Raw genomic sequence first — 16,687 nt, forward strand, 5'->3', positions numbered from 1 at the left:
CGGGCTCTGTGCGAAAGAGAGCGGCCCACACGATCCCATGGGCAGTGTCCGTCTGCTCCCTGCTGACCCATTCTCCGCCGTCACACGCTGCCGTCGGTGCATGGGCCAGTGGGGGGAAGCATGAGCACGAAGTCACTGCGCGTCCGCGTCGCGCGGATCGAACGCACAGCCACAGGGATTCACTCATACGAGCTGGTGGCCAAGGACGGCGGCAGCCTGCCGCCCTTCGAGCCCGGGGCGCACCTGGACGTTCACACGCCGAGGGGGCATGTACGGCAGTACTCCCTGTGCAACGACGCGCAGGAGACTCACCGCTACGTCATCGCCGTGCAGCTCGAACCCCAGGGCCGTGGGGGCTCCATCGCCCTGCACGACACCGTGCATGAGGGGGACACGCTGCTCGTGAGCGCCCCGCGCAACACCTTCCCGCTGCTCCACGCGCGCTCGTATGTGCTGGTGGCGGGAGGCATCGGCATCACCCCGCTGCTGGCCATGGCCCGGGTGCTCCAGCGGACCGGCGCCGCGTACGAGCTCCACTACTGCACCCGCTCTGCGGAGCGGACCGCGTTCCTCGAAGAGCTGAGCGCCCCGCCGTTCGCCGGCCGCGTGCACATCCACCACGACGGAGGAGATCCCGCCAAGGGGCTGGACGTGAGCGCGCTGCTCGCGCGGCGCCAGCCCGGGGCCCGGCTGTACTGCTGCGGCCCCGGGGGGCTGATGCAGGCGGTGCGCGCGGCGATGCGCCAGCACGGCTGGCCCGCGGAGAAGACGCACTTCGAGTCCTTCACGGCCGGCGGCGTCAACACGGCGCTGGGCGTCGAGGACTTCGAGTTCGAGATCACCATCCGCAGCACCGGCGCGGTGCTCAACGTGCCCAAGGGGCAGACGGTGCTCAGCGTGCTGCGCCTCAACGGGCTGCAAGTGCCCAGCGACTGCGAGGCGGGCAACTGTGGCACGTGCCTCACCCGCGTCTGCGACGGCGAGCCGGAGCACCGGGACTCCTTCTTCAGAAGCCCGGAGCAGGCCGGCACGGACCGGATGCTCGTGTGCGTCTCCCGCGCCCGGTCCCGGCGGCTGGTGCTGGACCTCTGAGCCCTACGCCGGAGCGGCTTCGCCCTTCGCCTTCGCGACCCACTCGCGCACGCGCTCGCGCAGCTTCTCCGGCTCGAAGGGCTTCTCCAGGCGCGGGTTGCTCACCCGCTCCAGGAACTGCATGGCCACGGGCGTGTACGCGCCGCCCGTGACGAAGACCATGCGCTCGGCACGCTCGGGCTTCGCCGCCTCGAGCTGCGCGTGCAGCTCCATGCCCGTCATCTCCGGCATCATCAAGTCGCAGAGGATGACGTCGTAGAGCCCCTCCGGGGAAAGCAGCATCTCCAGCGCACGCCTGGAGCTGACCACCACCTCCACGTCGTGCTCGCGCGAGAGCGTCCGCCGCAGCGCGGAGCTCACCAACGGATCATCATCCACCACCAGCACCCGACCTCGCATCGACACTCCCTCCTTCGATTCCTCGCCGCGTGACGCCTGCACCTGCTCGCCGCGAGCCACCGGCAACGTCACACGGAACATCGTCCCGCGCCCCACCTGGCTCTGAACTTCGATCCGGCCCCCCATCGCGGTCACGAAAGCATGGCATAGCGCCAGCCCCAACCCCGTGCCTATCCCCACCGGCTTCGTTGTGAAGAATGGATCAAAGATACGCCCTAGCACTTCTGGGGGGATGCCGCTGCCCGTATCGTGGATCTCGGCGGCCACCGCGTCATTTCCTACACGTCGGGTCACCAGGCGCACCTCATTCTGGTCCGCCTTGCCCTCGGGCAGGGCCTGGGCCGCGTTGATAATGAGATTCAGAAACACCTGCGCCAGACGCGCCTCGCTGCCGTCGGCCCGAGGCACCTCCGAGTACTCCCGCACGAGCTGGGCCCGGGGGCGCAGCTCCCCCGCCGCCATCTTCGCCGCCGAGTCCATCACCGCCCGCAGGTCCACCGGCCCTCGCAGGTCCTCGTCCTGGCGGGAGAACGTCTTCAGGTCCCTCACGATGCGCCGCACCCGGTCCGCCCCCATGAGGGCCTCGCGCAGCACCTGCTCCATCTCCCGGAGCCGACCCACCACGTCCTCGGGCGCCTCTTGCAGCTGGGCCTTCAGGGCCAGGGCCTCGTCGGCCGCATACTCCACGTTGGAGACGATGTAGGACAGCGGGTTATTAATCTCATGGCCAACACCTGCGGCCAGGGTGCCCACGGCGGCCATCTTCCCGGCCTGGACGAGCTGGGCCTGGGTGGCACGCAGGGTGCGCAGGTGGGCGTCCAGCTCTTGGTTGGCGCGGGCGAGCTCCTTGGTGCGCTCCTCCACGCGCATCTGCAGCCAGCGCTCGCGCTGCTTGAGCCGGCCCACCCGCCAGCCGTAGCTGGCCGCGGCCACGCCGCCCACGCCCGCGGCGCACAGCAGGTAGAACCACTCCGTCTCGTAGAACCACGGCTGGAGCTTCACATCCAGCACCACCCCGGGCTCGCGCCACACGCCCTCGCGGTCCGCCACCATGACGCGAAAGCGGTAGTGGCCCGGGGGCAGCCGGGTGTACGTGGCCGAGCGGCGGCCCTCGGGATTCACCCAGTCGTCGTCGAAGCCCTCCAGCCGGTACCGCACGGGCACACGCTGAGGCACCAGCGGCGCGAAGACGGTGAAGCGGATGTCCATGTCCTGCTGGCCCGGCTCCAGCTCCAGCTTCGGCGCCACGGGGACCCCCTTTCCGTGCACCCGCACCTCTTGAATGACGACCTCGGGCGGGCGGCGCTCCAGCCGCGAGCTGTTGGGATCCACCACCACCGCGCCGCGCAGGCTGGTGAACCAGAGGCGCCCATCATGGGCCCGCCATCCGGCGGGCTGGGAGCCGCTGCTGGTCTCCACGGTGCGCAGCCCATCCCGCTCGTCGTAGCTGTTGGCGCGCAAGCGCTCCCGCCGGCCGTCGGCGACCTCCTCCACCTCGCGCCGGTTCACCCGCCAGATGCCCTTGTTGCTGCTCATCCAGAAGAAGACCTTCCCGTCCGGCAGCAGGTTGAAGACGCTGTCGTCCGGCAGTCCCTGGGCCACGGTGACGCGTGTCCCCTTTCCATCCTTGAGGCGCACCAGCCCGGTGTAGGTGCCCACCCAGAGGGTGCCCGGCGTGTCCGAGAAGAGGACCAGGATGGTCTCGTTGGTGAGCGCCGGGTCCGTCACCGCGCTGAACTCACCCTGGGCGTAGCGCACCACCCCCGAGTGCGTGCCAATCCAGAGGGTGCCCGCCGCGTCCTCGAGCAGGCAGTTGACGGAGTCGGGGACGGGCCCCCGCTCGGGCGTGTACACGGTGAACTTCCCCTCGTGCAGCAGCACCAGCCCGGACGAGGTGCCGAACCACACGTTGCCGCGCGAGTCCGGCAGCATTGCCCAGACCTGATCCAGCGGCAGCCGGCTCTCCCGGAGGACGGGCGTGAAGCGCTTGCCGTCATAGCGGAAGGCACCGTGGTGCGTGCCCACCCAGAGCGTCCCATCCGGGCCCTCGGCGAGCGAGCGGATGTTGTCATCCGTGAGCCCCTCGTCCGCGCGCACCCGGGAGAGGCGGCCGTCCTTCATCCGGTGGAGTCCTCCGCCCAGCGTGCCGAGCCACAGCGTGCCATCCCGCGTCTCCAGCACCGTGCGGACGAAGTCGTGCGACAGGCCCTCGGGCACCCCGTACGTGAGGAAGGGGCCCGCGTTCAGCCGGTTGAGCCCGCCATCCGCCGTGCCCACCCAGAGGTTTTGATCCCGATCCTCGAAGACCGAGTACACGCGAGTCCCAGACAGGCCCTCCTTCGGGCCGAAGAAGTCGAAGCGCCCCTCCGTGTAGCGGAACAGGCCCGTCTCCTGCCCCACCCAGAGCACACCCTCGCGGTCCTCCCACAGCGCCATGACTTCGGAGCGCGGCAGCCCCTGGGCTGGGTCCAACCAGGTGAACGTTCCCTCCCGCAGGGCCAGCAGCCCGGAGTACGTGCCCACCCACAGCGTGCCATCCCGCGCCGCCAGCAGCGAGCGCACCCGCGAGTCCACGCCCTCGGGCAGGGGCACCTCCTCCACCTTCCCCGCGGACAGCCGCGCCAGCCCGCCCCCGGTGCCGATCCACAGCACGCCCGCGCTATCCACGGTGAGCGCCTCGATGAGGGTGCTGGGCAGCCCGTCCTTCATCGTGTAGCGGCGCCGCGCGCCTCCGGTCAGCGGTACCTGCTCCAGCCCCAGCGAGCTGCCCACCCAGAGCGTGGAGCCCTCGAGCGCGAGCGCGGGCACGTTCGCCTGCCGCAGATCGCCCTCGTCCGGGAGGCGCGCGAAGCGGCCCTTCTCGTAGTGGACCACGCCCTTCTTCGTGCCCACCCACAGCCCGCCCGCGCCGTCCTCCAGGAGCGCGCGGATGCCGTGCTCGCTCAGCTCCGGCGTGTTGTGCCGATCATAAACGGTGAAGTTCGCGCCATCGAAGCGGGCCAGGCCCTCCCAGGTGCCCAGCCACAGGTAGCCATCCCGCGTCTGCTGAATGGCGAAGACGGTGTTCTGCGGCAGCCCGTCCTCGTTGCTCCACGACTGGTGGCCGTACTGGGAGATGGAGCGGTGGGGGTCCAGCGCGAGGCCCTGTCCCGCCGCCAGCAGGCTCGCGAGAATGAGAGGACCGAAGAGGACGTGCGCCCTCGGTGAGCACTGACTCCACCTGAACATGGAGCCTGCAGTGTCCAGCAAACCGCCCCTGTCACCAAGCGGCAAGCACTGGCCCGGCGGCAGCGGCGAGAGCACCCACCTACCCCTCGCTCGCCTCCTCCCGCCGCTGCCGCCGTCCCGTGCTCCGGAGCCGGCCCCAAGGGCCGTTCAGTCCTCGCAGGCCTCCCTTGCCTGGGGTGGGTTTTCACCCCCCACTTGTGCGAGTTCCTCCTCGCCCCGTGCACCTCGAAGATGGGCTGAGGTGCGGGTGGCGGCCACTGCGAGAAGTCGACACCTGAATGCGTCCCAAGTGGGAAACACGCTGGCGGGCGTTGGCCTGCTCCCGTTCGTCCAGGAAGTGCTCGGGCAGATTTCCCCAGCTATGCTGAGCGGCATGGAGTCCTCGCGGGATGAGTGAAGGGCCGCTGTTTGGATCGCAGTTCGCCCCGGTGCACGACCGGTTCCGCTACCGGCTGTGGGCCGCGGATCTGGTGGACCTGGCGATCGCCGCCCTGCTGGGCTGGGGCGCCTCGCGCGCGCTGGATTGGGAGCAGTCGCCAGCCCGGGTCCTCGTCTGCCTGTTCGGCGCGTGGCTGGTGCTCTCGCTGGTGGGGGGAGTCCGTGGGTGGACGCTGGGGCGGCGCCTCTTCGACGTGCAGCTGGTGAACGCCGAGGGCCAGCCCGCGGGCCTGCCGCGCTCCTTCTTCCGCGCGTTCGTCTCGCTGCCGGATCTGGTGATGACGCCCATGCTCCCCTCGCGCCCTCTGGATCGGCTGCTGCGGGTGCATGGCGAGCGGCGCTCGGCGGAGGGCTCGTCCCGATGGGCGGGGGTGGGCCTGCAGCTGCCGTGGGTGGCTGCGGCCGCAGCCGCGGTGTGGTTCATCGCCACGCCCACGCGCCACGAGGCCCTCACCTACCTCGATCAGAAGCTCACTGGCTGGAAGTGCTGCCACGGCTACCGGCAGCACGTGGGCACGTGGATGTGCCGGCACTCGCTCGACCGGCTTGCCCGCGAGGCGCGCGGCCAGGAGCCGGCGGCGGTGGCGCTCGTCCCCGAGTGTCCCGAGGTGGCCGGGCGCCTCCAACCGTGACGGCGCCCGCCGCGGCTAGCGCTGGATCTCCGCCTCGACGCGGCCCTCTTCACACTCGATGAGCATCCGGCCCTCCGGAATCACGGGGGCCTGCGCATCGGGCTTGAACTGGCCCTGCTTGACCTTGTTCTCGCCCCTGCGGAGGTACGAGAACACGTACTGCCCGCGGCGGTGGATGGTGGCCTTGCAGCGGGACAGGGCCTTGCTCTCCGAGTTGTAGACGATGAAGGTCCGGTCGATGTCGTTGATGCCCAGTAAGCCCGTCTGCCGGACCCCCACGCTGAGCCGCTTGGCCGGGGCCTCCGGAGCGGGAGCCGCGGGAGGAGCCGGCGGCGCGGCTTCGGCCTCGGCCTCAGAGTCCGAGGCCTCGTCTGGGATCTCCGTGGGCATCGCCACGAAACGGTCTCCCCCGGCCTTGATGGCACTCTCGTCGAGGAGCAGCACCGCCAACCTCTTCTTGAGCATCACCTCTTGGACCTTCGCGCGGCCCAGCACCTTGCGCAGCCCATTGCTTCCCGCAGCGCTCACCACCTTCAGCTCCATGCCCTGGGTGAGCCCCGCCTTCTTCCCGACGGCCACGCCGTAGCTGCCATTCCTCTGGAGGATCTGGAGCGGATTCTTCACCTTGATGAACTCCGCCGTGGGCTTGGGCTTCGAGCGCGGCGGCTGGGCCTTCGGCGACGTGTTGGACGGCTCCGGACTCTCCTCGATGGCGGGCGGCGCCGTGACCACCGCGGGCGCGACATCGGGCGAGCCCGCCTTCCCCACCACGGGGACCGTGGGGGCCGAACCGGGTGAGCCCTCCGCCGCGACCGTGCCCGCCTCGGGCGGCGGCCCAGCGTTCATCTCAGGCTCGGAGGGAGGCGGAGGCTCGCCCCTGGGTCCTCTGCCGGGAGGTCCCTCTCTCGGAGGAGGCGGAGGAGGAGGCCTGCCCGCATGGGGGGGACGTTCCGCATCCGGAGGTCCGTCGTGGGGCCCCGGTGGGTAGTGGCCATCACGGTCCGGCGGGGGCGGCCTGCCATCGTGGAACGCCGCCATGGGCGGAGGCGACGGGCGCACGACCAGCGCGGTGACGGCCGCCACACTCGTCATGAGCAGGACCACGATGACTCCGCCCACGAGGAGCTTCGTCTTCGTGAGACCCGACGCGGGCGCGTGAGGCCCCGACTGCATGGCCACGGGATGAGGCGAAGACACCGGCGCCGCAGCCACCACGGGCCCGGACCTCGGAGCCTGCGGCACCATCGCTCCCACGGGCATGGCACCCGACTGAGGCGCTCCGGGCAGCGGAGTCGCCATGGGCCGGTACGGCACATCGCTGTCCGCCTCCATGGCGCTCAGCGGGCGCACCGAGGTGGCCTCCATGCCGGTGATGGGCTGCGCGCCCGCCGTCTCGGGAGCCACGCCCGAGGCAGGCAGCACGCCCGCCATCGGCGGCGTGGACGGCGCGCGGCGCACGCCAGAGATGCGGGAGATGAGCTTGCGCTGCGCGGAGAAGGCCTCCGGGCAGAGCGCCCTGACGAAGTTGCCCACCTCCTCGGCGCCCAGCGCGGTGCTGAAGCGCAGCAACTGCTCATTGAGGGCGCGCGCCAGCTCGTCCGAGCGGCCGTAGCGCTCCTGGGGATTGGGCGCCAGCGCGCGCCGCACCACCGCGTCGATGGCGGGATCCACCTGGGGCCGCAGCTCGTGGAGCGAGGGCACCTGGGGCCGGGCCATGGCGGCCATCATCTCCCCCACCGTGCCGTGGCCAATGAGCGGCCGGCCCGCGAGCAGCTCCCAGATCATCACTCCGCACGAGTAGATGTCGGTGCGGTGGTCCAGCGGCTCGGCGCGGGCTTGCTCCGGGGACATGTACCCCAGCTTCCCCATCACCGTGGACGGCAGCGTGTACTTGCTGCGCGCCGCGGACTTGGCGAGGCCGAAGTCGATGACCTTCACCTCGCCCTCGTAGGACACCATGACGTTGTGCGGGGACACGTCCCGGTGGACGATGCCCAGCGGCGTGCCATCCGGCCCCGTCTTGCGGTGCGCGTAGCCGAGCCCCTCGGCCACCTTCTGGCCGATGTAGAGCGCCACCGGCACGGGGATGGGCTGGCCCTGGCTGCGCGCCTGCTCGGCCAGGTACGCCACGTCCACGCCCGCCACGTACTCCAGCGCCATGTAGTAGGTGCTGTCGGCCTCGCCCATGTCGTAGACCTGGGCAATGGACGAGTGCACCAGGTGCACCAGCACCTTGGCCTCGTGGTGGAAGCGGTCGAGGAACTGGCCGTCCTTGAGGAGGGCCGGGAGGATCGTCTTGACGATGCAGGGCTTCTCGAAGCCCGCCGCGCCGGAGATCTTCGCCAGGTACACCTCGCCCATGCCGCCCTGGCCCAGCAGGTGGACCAGCTCGTAGCGCCCCAGGTGCCGAGGCGGTTCTGTCGTGGGGTTCGTCATCGGAGTCATCCGCAGCGCATCATGGGGGGCAAGGTAGGCGCAAGCCTCCCTAAGGAGCTTCCGGAGGGGCACCCACCCCGGAAGGCAGGCGGGCAGCCTCAGGCGCTGGCGCTGCTCCCGAGCAGTTGCTCGCGCAGCTCCGCCGCCGTCACCGGCCAGCCCTGCCCCTTCGGGGTGAAGAAGACGCCCACGGGGATGCCCTCCTCGGCCAGGTCCGGCAGCAGCTCGTCCACCAGCTGCTGCAGAGGAATCGAGCGGGGCTCGAAGCCCTCCCACAGGTTCGTGGCGCACAGGCGGGCCGCGGCGGGGGTGGGCCACAGCGGCAGCACATCCCGGCCCTCGTCATCGAACGCCAGCGCCCAGCCCTCCGCATACAGCCCCCACACCTCGCCGGACTCGCGGACCCGCTGAAGGAACCACGCATGGCGTCGCTCGGGCGGCAGCTCGAGGACGGCCTGGAGCCGAGCGTCGGATATCTCCTGCGTCATCTCCTTCCGCCTCCTTGTGGGCACCCGGACTTCACCACGACACCACATTCGAGGTGCGTCGGCATACCCCCGATACGTCGGAAGGCTCCAGACCGTTGTCAGAGCCGGATGCGATGCACTTCCGGCCACGGAGGGACGCCCGCTCACTGATCTGCGCCCAGGACTCGGGAGTGGGCGGGTGCACGCCCAGGCCGTGCTCGAAGCGCTCGCTGCCCTGCCGCAACACGATTAGAAAGACCGCATGCTCAAGCCAGGCCTCACCTTCGCCACCGCCCTGCTGCTCACCACGGGCTGCGCCTCCGGCACGGGAGCGGAGCGCCTGGAGCGCGAGGGCAATGCCAGCCTTACGGGGGTCCTCATCGCCCCACCGAGCGTTGTGCGGCATGGGAGCACCTCCTGCGCGGGGGTGAGGATTCACGTGGCCCATGTGAGCGAGCCCGCTCGCCCGCTGGGCAACGTCATGGTGAAGCAGAGCCGCGAGCGCTGCCTGTACGTGGTCTCCAACCTCCCCAGTGAAGCCGAGCTGCAAGTGGAGGTGAGCCCCGCCTCGGGCTGGCGCTGTGACGACGGCCAAGCGCCCACCCTCAAGCCCAAGCCCGGCGTGCTGAAGCTCCACGACTACGAGACGGCCACGCGGGACTTTCGCGCCATGTGTGGCTAGCCAGGGCGCGCTGCGCTCGCTCGGCCGCTCCCTCCACGGGCTGCTACGGGGAACCCCTGAGCCCATTGGCCCTGGCGGAGGGCCCTCGTCAAAAGCGACGGCTCCTTCGCACACAGGGGTGGATTGATTCCTTGCCCCCAGGCACGGCAATGTGACGACGACGACGAGGCCCCTTCCGCTGTGTCCTCCGCCCTTGTCGCAGGAGCCCATGCCTCTATGAACGCGAGAAGCCTGAGTACTCGCCTGACATCTCTGCTCGTGGTGGGACTGCTGGCCAGTGCATGTGGGGACGAGAATCCGTTCCCCTCCTTCGATGAGCTGGATGCGCTGCAGCAGCTGCACTCGCCGCCGCAGAAGCCGCCCGCGGACGCCACCAACCGCCTCGCGGACAATCCCCAGGCGGCAGCCCTGGGCAACCGGCTCTTCCATGACCCGAAGCTGTCGGCCTGCGGCACGGTGTCGTGCTCCAGCTGCCATGACGGCGATGGCCGCACGGTGGCCAAGGCCAAGGCGGACGGCTGCAACGGTGGGGTGACGGGCCGCAACCCGCCCACCATCCTGAATGCGGACTACAACCGCTGGTTCATGTGGGACGGGCGCGCGGACCGGCTGTGGAACCAGGCCATCCTGCCGATGACGAACCCCGTCGAGATGGGCTCCAACGCCAACATCATCCGGTCGGTGCTCACGCAGGACTACCTGCCCGGGTACGCGGAGCTGTTCAACAAGACGCCGGACGAGACGGGGGATGACGAGCTGCTGGCCAACACGGGCAAGCTCATGCAGGCCTACGAGCGCACGGTGAACCGGCTGCGGTCGCCGTTCGACGAGGACGTGAAGCGCTTCATCGCCGCGGCCACGGTGAGCGTGGCGGAGGGCGAGAGGGATCCGGCCTACCTGGCGCTGAAGACGTACGTGCGCAAGGGCCAGTGCATCGTCTGCCACAAGGGCGTGGAGATGAGCGACCACCTCTTCCACAACATCGGCGTGAAGGACGGCAGCGAGAGCGCCCCGGGGCAGACGGCCGCGGTGGAGCCGATGCTGAACTGGAAGTTCAACGCGGCGGGCGCCTTCAGCGACGCGCCCACGGGCACGGAGGCCTCGCGGCTGGCGGCGCTGCGCACCACGCTGGCGGACAAGCGCTCGGAGATGGTGGGCGCCTACAAGACGCCCACGCTGCGCAACGCCGCCCTGACGGCTCCGTACATGCACACGGGCGAGGTGGCCACGCTGGCGGACGTCGTCGAGTTCTACAACAAGGGCGGCGACGAGAACGGGACGTTCACCGGCACGCGCACGGAGACGATCAAGAAGCTGGACCTCAACGCCGAGGAGAAGGCGGCGCTCGTGAAGCTGCTCGAGTCGATGACGGGCCAGTGAGCGCACGCCTCCGCCGCCTCAGTCCCCGCGCAGGGCCTTGAAGACCTCCGGGCCAAGCGCCGTGTCATCCGCGAACGCGAACTGCTCCGGAAGCCGGCCCAGCGTCCGCGTCACGCGGACTCGCCACGCGGCGTGAGCCTGGGAGCTGAGCAGGCCGAGCCGGCGCAGGAAGTGTCCCCAGGGCAGCAGCGCCGAGGCGACGGCAGCCTCGGCATGCGGGTGGCGGTAGCGGCTGTCGGAGCCCGGGCGCGCCCACTCGCTCAGCACCCACTCGGCGGGAAGGAGCAGCGCGGCGGGCGTGCGCGCTGGCTCCTGCGACGCGTGAGGCCCCGGACGCACTTCGGGCAGCAGCCCCATCAGGCCCGGGTGGAGCAGCTGGGTGCGCCCCAGGGGCCAGCCATGGCGCGTGCGCAGCTCCTGCTCGAAGGCCATCACCAGCCCCTGCTGCTCGAGCAGGACGTGCTCCGGCGAGAGCCGGGACCAGCGCGCGGGCTCGCCGCTCCACGTCCACACACCCGTGCGATAGGAGAGGGCACGCTCCAGCCAACCCGGAGCCAGGGGACCGAAGGGCTCCAGCTGTGCGGGGAGCCCTTCCTCGCCGGGAGTGGGCTCTCGCAGGAGCGCCGCGTCCAGCACGGTGAGCACGGCACGGTGGGCGAAGTCCTCCACGTCCCACCCGAAGAGCCGGGGGCTGTCGCGCACGCCAGGCCAGGCGGCGGTGAGGCCCGCGCGTGCCGCGCCCACCTGGCCCCGGTAGAGGCACCACTCGGCGAGCTTCTGCAGCGGCACGAGGTGCCCCCGCCACTCCGCCAGCCCGAGCAGCGCCCCCTGAACATCCGCCCCTGGCCGACCGAGGGCGCACTCCACGCGCCAGCCGAGCACCGCGGGCTCGGCTCGGTAGACGTGCGGGGCCTGGACCTCCCAGATGGCGAGGATGTCCTCGAGCTCTCCGCCGCGGTCCTCCGCTCGGAGCAACCCCCGGAGCTTGCGGCCCAGGTCCAGCGCATCCTCCGCGTCGAAGCGGGGATCTGCGGCCACCTCCCGGGCCAGCGCGAGCCGCACCTCCAGCGGCGCGGCGCAGAAGGCTTCATGGAAGCTGCGCGGCAGCCCTTGCGGAGCCTCCTCCTGAGTGGAGGGCCAGGGCCGAGGGACATAGCGCCGCCACAGCTCCAGAACTCCGGCGATGAGCGTGGCGACGGGAGGCTCGGGCGTCTCGGCGCGCTGCACCCACGAGGCGGCGAGCGCCAGGGCCTCCCCCCAACCCACGGCCTGCCTCAGGGGCTCTTCTTGCACGGACACGCCGTGGCGGCGCAGGGCCCACAGGAGGGCCTCCGTGGAGGAAGCCTCGGGGTCACGCTCGCGCTGGGTGTCTTCGAGTCGCAGGGAGCCGCTCATGCACGCGTCGTAGGAACCTACCCACCTATAGGGTAGTGCGCCTGCAACGCCACGTAAAGCGTAGTGCGCGGAGGAACCCGCCGAGCGGCCCTGGCGCACCGCGTCTCAGCGCACGAGGTGGAACTCGGTCTGCCGCTGGTAGGCCCAGCGCACGCGGCCGTCGGCGCCGATGATGACGTCCTCTTCCTGGGCCGAGCGCACGGGCTGGCCGCCCCACTCGGGCACGGGCGAGGTGGCCTGGAGCTCCACCGAGTACCACATGCTCGGAATGAGGGTGTGGTCGCCATTGCCGGGCACGCCCTCCTGGCGATCCCACAGGCCGATGATGGCGCCAGCCGCGTGTCCGTGGAGCCCCACGGGGTGCGAGTAGACGGTGCCGTCGATGCCCTCCTGCTTCATGCGCCCGAGCACCGTGCGCAGAATCTCATTGCCCGTCCGGCCGGGGCGCAGCTCCTCCACCACCAGGTCCTGCAGCCGGTTGGAGCGCGCCAGGGCCTGCTTCAGCCCGGAGGGCACCTCCGTCTCGCCCTCGCGCAGCACGTAGCCCATGTGCTGGGTGTCCGTGTTGAGCCGCAGGGCGGTGATGCCGAAGTCACAGTGCAGCACATCGCCGCGCTGGATGACGGGGTCCTGGCCCAATTGGGCCTCGGTGACGCCCTGGCGCTGCACGCTCACGGAGGGATGGAACCAGGTGTCCAGCCCGAGGTCGCTCAGGCGCTGGCTCATCCACCACTCCACGTCTTTGACGTGGGTGACGCCGGGGGTGATGACCGTGCTGGAGAACGCCGTGGAGATGATGTCCCAGGCGAGCTTGTTCTCCTCGGCGAAGAAGCGCTCCTCGTCCGCGCTGCGCCACGCGAGCACGTCCACCGGCAGCCCGCCCGCGGGCTTGAGGCGCGCCGTCCACTCGGGGCCGAGCGCCTCCGTCATGCCCTCGTACTCGCCATGGGAGAGGCCGTCCGCGAAGGCGAAGGTGCGCGACACGTTGATGGCGACGGTCTTCGGCTGGCGCTCCTGGAGCACCTGCTTGAGCATCTGCCACTGGTCCGGGCCCCAGGGCTCGGCGGTGCGCTGCGCGCCGCCGCCATCCACCTGCCGCTGCATCCTCACCTGCTCGTAGAGGCCTCCCTGCGCGCCGCCGCCGAGGGTGAGGCGCACCACGCCTTTCTCCGGGCCCATGTCATGGAACACGAGGATGGTGCGCCTCCGCGCCGCGAAGCTCCGGCCGGACACGAGCGCCTTGAAGACAGGGTCCTCGTTGTACTCGCGCATGGGCACCACCCACATCTCCACGCCGTACTGGCGCATGAGCTTGGGCAGCGCCACCTCCAGCCGCTCCTTCAGCCAGGCCTGTTGCCGCTCGGTCTGCTGGCGAAGGGTGCCGAAGGGACGCTCCGCCTCCCGAAGGGAGCTGCCGGAGTTGGGAGGCGTCGCGCCGGGAGTGGCGCAGGCGGTGGACAACAACCACAGAGCGGAGATGGCGGACAGGGGTGCACGCATGGAGCGCGCAGCATGTCACCCCTATTCGCCGCCGTCACACGGGCCGCACTCCAAGAGCCCACCGCACCCGTCCGGCACCACGCCACATGTTCCGTGCTGGTCCGCGCAGGTGGAGGGAACGCAGTGGCTGCCCGGGAGGTAGCGCTCGGTGTTGGCGAGCGCGCTCCCCGCATCGTTGAACCCACCCACCAGCAGCACCTCGCCGCCGGGCAGTGGCACCACACCCGCGCCCCGGCGAGGCACGCGCAGTGCCGTCACCAGGCTCCAGGAGCCCGTGGCCGGCTCGAAGCGCTCCGCCTCGGCGAGCGTCCCCGAAGAGAAGTGGTAGCCGCCCACCACCAGCACCGCGCCATCCAAGGTGACCACCGCGCCGTGGTTCTCGCGCGGCATGTGCGGAGGCGCCACGAGCGTCCACGTCTCCGTGGCCGGATCGAACACCTCGGCCGTCTCCGCCGCGCGGGACGTGCTGCCGCCCACCACCAGCACCCGCCCATCCAGCAGCCGCGTCACGGTGTGGCCCGAGCGGTGCGTGCCCGCAGCGCCCCCCGCCCACCCCGCCTTCGTCCAGAGACCCGAGGCCGGATCGAACAGCTCCGCCTGGAGGCCGCTCACGACGAGCACCCGCCCATCCTTGAGCACGGCCGCGGCCTGCGCGCCGCCGTGGCCCCAGCCGGGCGTCTCGGCGGGCGTCCACGTCCCGGTGGCCGGATCAAACACCTCCGCCGAGCGGAGCTGCCGCCGGTCCAGGTCCGAGCCGCCCACCACCAGCACTCGCCCGTCCGTCAGCAGCACGGCGGTCGGATCGATGCGCGGCACCGACATGGGGGCCACCTGCGTCCACTCGCCGGTGGACGGCTCATAGAGCTCGGCGCTGGCGAGCATGCCGACGAGCTGCTGGGGCGAGCCGCCCGCCACGAGCACGCGGCCATCCACCAGCGTCACTGCGGCGTGGTTGCGGCGCGCGACCTTGAGAGAGCCCGTGGCGCTCCACACGCCCGAAACAGGGTCGAACAGCTCGCACGAGGAGAGCGTGCGGTTGCCGTCATGGCCACCCGCCGCGAGCACGCGCCCATCCTTGAGCTGCACGAAAGGCAACAGCCGCCGAGGCGTCCCCAGCGCCTGAGCCAGCGGGCCCGAGCCGGCCTCATCCGAAGCCGGGCCGGAGCTGCACGAGAACACTGCCGTGAAGAGAATTGCTGTAACGAAAGACTTCGAAAACCGATGCATGACCCCACCTGGCCGCAACGTCGAGGGGGGTTCGTGTAACCTGACGGTCTGACATGCCTTCCCGTTAACTCTTGAGTGATTCCAGAGGGTTAAGGCGACATGCCACCACCGCGAGGACGGTTGCGCACATGAGCGCAGAGGATGGGGATCAAGAGCTTCGAGAGCGGGTGCGAAAGCTCGAGACGCTGGTCGCGACGCTGGAGGATCGGCTCCACCAGTTGGAGGCGAAGGGCACGGCTGCGGTGTCCGGGCCGGCGCCTGGGCAGGCACCTCCACCGCCTCCTTATATAGGGGGAGCGCCGACGCCCGCGTCCCCGGAGCGCGCGGACCTGGAGGCGCACCTCGGTACGTACTGGCTGAGCCGGGTGGGCATCGTCGCGCTCATTACAGGCATCGCGTACCTCATCACCTGGCGCTTCGGAGAGCTGGGGATGTTCGCGCGGGTGGGGCTGGGCTACCTGCTGAGTGCGGGGCTCGGGGCGTTCGGGCTGTGGCAGTCGAAGCGCTACGAGCTGTTCGGGCGCATCCTCTTCGGAGGCGGGCTGGCGCTGGCGTACTTCGTCACGTACGCGCTGCACTTCATCCCCTCGGTTCGAGTCATCGACAGCCAGGCACTGGCGCTGGTGCTGCTGGCGGGGCTGGTGGTGGCCATCGTCGTCATCGCGCACCGGATGCACTCGGAGACGGTGGCGGGCATCGCGCTGTTCCTCGGACTGCACACGGGGATGCTCAGCGACATCACCGCGTTCACGCTGCTGTCCACCACGCTGCTGGCGGCGGGCGCGCTGTTCTTCCTGGTGCAGAACCGGTGGGTCATCGTCCCGCTGTCGAGCCTCGTGGCTGTCTACACCACGCACGTGAACTGGGCGCTGCGGACAGGCGCGGTGGCACCGGACGCTCCGGATCCCGAGCGGCTCTTCCTCAGCCTGAGCTTCCTGTCGGTGTACTTCGTGCTGTTCTCGGTGGCGCTGCTCGCCCGGCCGAAAGAGCTGTCTGTCCGCGCCAGCCTCACCTTCGCCATGCTCAACTGGGTGGGGCTGGTGGGGCTGGGCGCTTATGAGGTGGAGCGCCGGAGTGAGCCGGACCTGTTTTCCTTCTTCCTCATCGTCGCACTCGCGCACGGGGCCTCGGCGGCGGTCGCACGGTGGCGGCAGGCCACGCCCGCCCTGCTCCACACCTATATGTCCCTGTGTGCGCTCACCCTGGCCCTGGCGATGCCGGCTCACTACGAAGGCTCAGCGCTGGTCGCCTCTTGGCTGGTGACGGGGGCCGCGACAGGGCTCGTGGCGCGCGGCACGGCATCGCCCGTGCTGCGTTGGGTGGGCGTGGGAGTGCTGTTCGTGGGGCTCGGGGCCACGTGGTTCATCGTGTCCTCTCCTCCGTTGCTGTACGCGGTGGCCTTCGCGTGCTTCCTGATCGTCGAGCGATCCGCGGAGCTCAGTGCCCCCTGGCTGCCAGCGCCGACCACACTCCAGGCTCAGGGAACGCTGAAGGCGCTCTGTGCCATGGGGACGGGGCTCGCACTGGTGTGGCTCGTGGGCGAGTGGATGCCGGCAGGGCTCACGACGCTTGGGTGGGTGGTGGCGGCCTTCGGAATGTTCGCGGTGGGCTTCGCCCTGAACGAGCGCCGGTACCGGCTCACGGGCATCGGGGTGCTGGCGCTGGCGCTCGGGCGGCTGCTCATCGTGGACCTGGCGCGGCTGCCCATCGGCCAGCGCGTGCTCACCTTCATCCTGCTTGGGGTGATGCTGCTGGTCATCTCGTACACGTACACCCGCTTGCGCGACCGCAAGCGGTGACCAACGCCCCTC

The 16,687-nt window shown here is 70.5% G+C and carries 11 protein-coding genes; 5 read left to right on the forward strand and 6 right to left on the reverse strand.

From position 1 onward, the window contains the following. The first annotated feature begins 120 nt into the window (after nt 1-120). Nucleotides 121-1,092 (forward strand): PDR/VanB family oxidoreductase, encoded by a 972-nt coding sequence (locus DB31_RS27395; protein ID WP_044192893.1) that lies wholly within the window; start codon nt 121-123, stop codon nt 1,090-1,092. 3 nt (nt 1,093-1,095) lie between these two features. On the opposite strand, the gene DB31_RS27400 is transcribed toward DB31_RS27395, so the two are convergent. Next, nucleotides 1,096-4,719: a two-component regulator propeller domain-containing protein gene (locus DB31_RS27400; RefSeq protein WP_044192897.1), complete on the reverse strand. Its 3,624-nt coding sequence runs from the start codon at nt 4,717-4,719 to the stop codon at nt 1,096-1,098. 389 nt (nt 4,720-5,108) lie between these two features. On the opposite strand from DB31_RS27400, the gene DB31_RS27405 reads away from it, so the two are divergent. Further along, nucleotides 5,109-5,789, forward strand: coding sequence for an RDD family protein (locus tag DB31_RS27405; RefSeq protein WP_044192899.1), 681 nt, complete (start codon nt 5,109-5,111; stop codon nt 5,787-5,789). 15 nt (nt 5,790-5,804) lie between these two features. Here the strand turns inward: DB31_RS27405 and DB31_RS27410 are convergent, their stop codons facing one another. Next, nucleotides 5,805-8,225 carry a serine/threonine protein kinase gene (locus DB31_RS27410; protein ID WP_044192900.1) on the reverse strand — a complete coding sequence of 807 codons (2,421 nt, stop codon included), beginning with the start codon at nt 8,223-8,225 and terminating at the stop codon, nt 5,805-5,807. A 98-nt stretch (nt 8,226-8,323) separates the two neighbouring features. Continuing rightward, the gene (locus DB31_RS27415; RefSeq protein ID WP_044192901.1) at nt 8,324-8,713 is read right to left on the reverse strand and encodes a DUF2750 domain-containing protein; all 390 of its coding nucleotides are present in this window, start codon (nt 8,711-8,713) and stop codon (nt 8,324-8,326) included. Between the two features lie 241 nt (nt 8,714-8,954). Here DB31_RS27415 and DB31_RS27420 point away from each other — a divergent pair, with 241 nt between their 5' ends. Together DB31_RS27420 and DB31_RS27425 are read left to right on the forward strand one after the other, a co-directional pair. Next, the gene (locus DB31_RS27420; protein WP_044192904.1) at nt 8,955-9,374 is read left to right on the forward strand and encodes a hypothetical protein; all 420 of its coding nucleotides are present in this window, start codon (nt 8,955-8,957) and stop codon (nt 9,372-9,374) included. Nucleotides 9,375-9,590: 216 nt separating this feature from the next. Next, complete coding sequence (locus DB31_RS27425) at nt 9,591-10,754, forward strand: cytochrome-c peroxidase (RefSeq protein WP_044192906.1); 1,164 nt, start codon at nt 9,591-9,593, stop codon at nt 10,752-10,754. Between the two features lie 18 nt (nt 10,755-10,772). Here the strand turns inward: DB31_RS27425 and DB31_RS27430 are convergent, their stop codons facing one another. The 3 genes from DB31_RS27430 to DB31_RS27440 all read right to left on the reverse strand — a co-directional run bounded on the left by DB31_RS27430 (nt 10,773) and on the right by DB31_RS27440 (nt 14,876). Then, nucleotides 10,773-12,149 carry a hypothetical protein gene (locus DB31_RS27430; RefSeq protein ID WP_044192908.1) on the reverse strand — a complete coding sequence of 459 codons (1,377 nt, stop codon included), beginning with the start codon at nt 12,147-12,149 and terminating at the stop codon, nt 10,773-10,775. Between the two features lie 105 nt (nt 12,150-12,254). Continuing rightward, the gene (locus tag DB31_RS27435; protein WP_044192909.1) at nt 12,255-13,649 is read right to left on the reverse strand and encodes a M24 family metallopeptidase; all 1,395 of its coding nucleotides are present in this window, start codon (nt 13,647-13,649) and stop codon (nt 12,255-12,257) included. Between the two features lie 21 nt (nt 13,650-13,670). Further along, the gene (locus DB31_RS27440; RefSeq protein ID WP_044192910.1) at nt 13,671-14,876 is read right to left on the reverse strand and encodes a Kelch repeat-containing protein; all 1,206 of its coding nucleotides are present in this window, start codon (nt 14,874-14,876) and stop codon (nt 13,671-13,673) included. A 128-nt stretch (nt 14,877-15,004) separates the two neighbouring features. Between DB31_RS27440 and DB31_RS27445 the strand changes: the two genes are divergently transcribed. Beyond that, entirely contained in the window at nt 15,005-16,675 is a 1,671-nt protein-coding gene (locus DB31_RS27445; protein ID WP_044192912.1) for a DUF2339 domain-containing protein, read from the forward strand. The last annotated feature ends 12 nt before the right edge of the window (nt 16,676-16,687 follow it).

It is taken from the genome of Hyalangium minutum (assembly GCF_000737315.1).
Lineage (GTDB): Bacteria > Myxococcota > Myxococcia > Myxococcales > Myxococcaceae > Hyalangium > Hyalangium minutum.

Coding starts and splice junctions, on each gene's coding strand:
- DB31_RS27425 (WP_044192906.1), top strand. CDS start 9,591: ATGAACGCGAGAAGCCTGAGTACTCGCCTGACATCTCTGCTCGTGGTG.
- DB31_RS27445 (WP_044192912.1), top strand. CDS start 15,005: ATGAGCGCAGAGGATGGGGATCAAGAGCTTCGAGAGCGGGTGCGAAAG.
- DB31_RS27410 (WP_044192900.1), bottom strand. CDS start 8,225: ATGACGAACCCCACGACAGAACCGCCTCGGCACCTGGGGCGCTACGAG.
- DB31_RS27405 (WP_044192899.1), top strand. CDS start 5,109: ATGAGTGAAGGGCCGCTGTTTGGATCGCAGTTCGCCCCGGTGCACGAC.
- DB31_RS27430 (WP_044192908.1), bottom strand. CDS start 12,149: ATGAGCGGCTCCCTGCGACTCGAAGACACCCAGCGCGAGCGTGACCCC.
- DB31_RS27435 (WP_044192909.1), bottom strand. CDS start 13,649: ATGCGTGCACCCCTGTCCGCCATCTCCGCTCTGTGGTTGTTGTCCACC.
- DB31_RS27400 (WP_044192897.1), bottom strand. CDS start 4,719: ATGTTCAGGTGGAGTCAGTGCTCACCGAGGGCGCACGTCCTCTTCGGT.
- DB31_RS27440 (WP_044192910.1), bottom strand. CDS start 14,876: ATGCATCGGTTTTCGAAGTCTTTCGTTACAGCAATTCTCTTCACGGCA.
- DB31_RS27415 (WP_044192901.1), bottom strand. CDS start 8,713: ATGACGCAGGAGATATCCGACGCTCGGCTCCAGGCCGTCCTCGAGCTG.
- DB31_RS27395 (WP_044192893.1), top strand. CDS start 121: ATGAGCACGAAGTCACTGCGCGTCCGCGTCGCGCGGATCGAACGCACA.
- DB31_RS27420 (WP_044192904.1), top strand. CDS start 8,955: ATGCTCAAGCCAGGCCTCACCTTCGCCACCGCCCTGCTGCTCACCACG.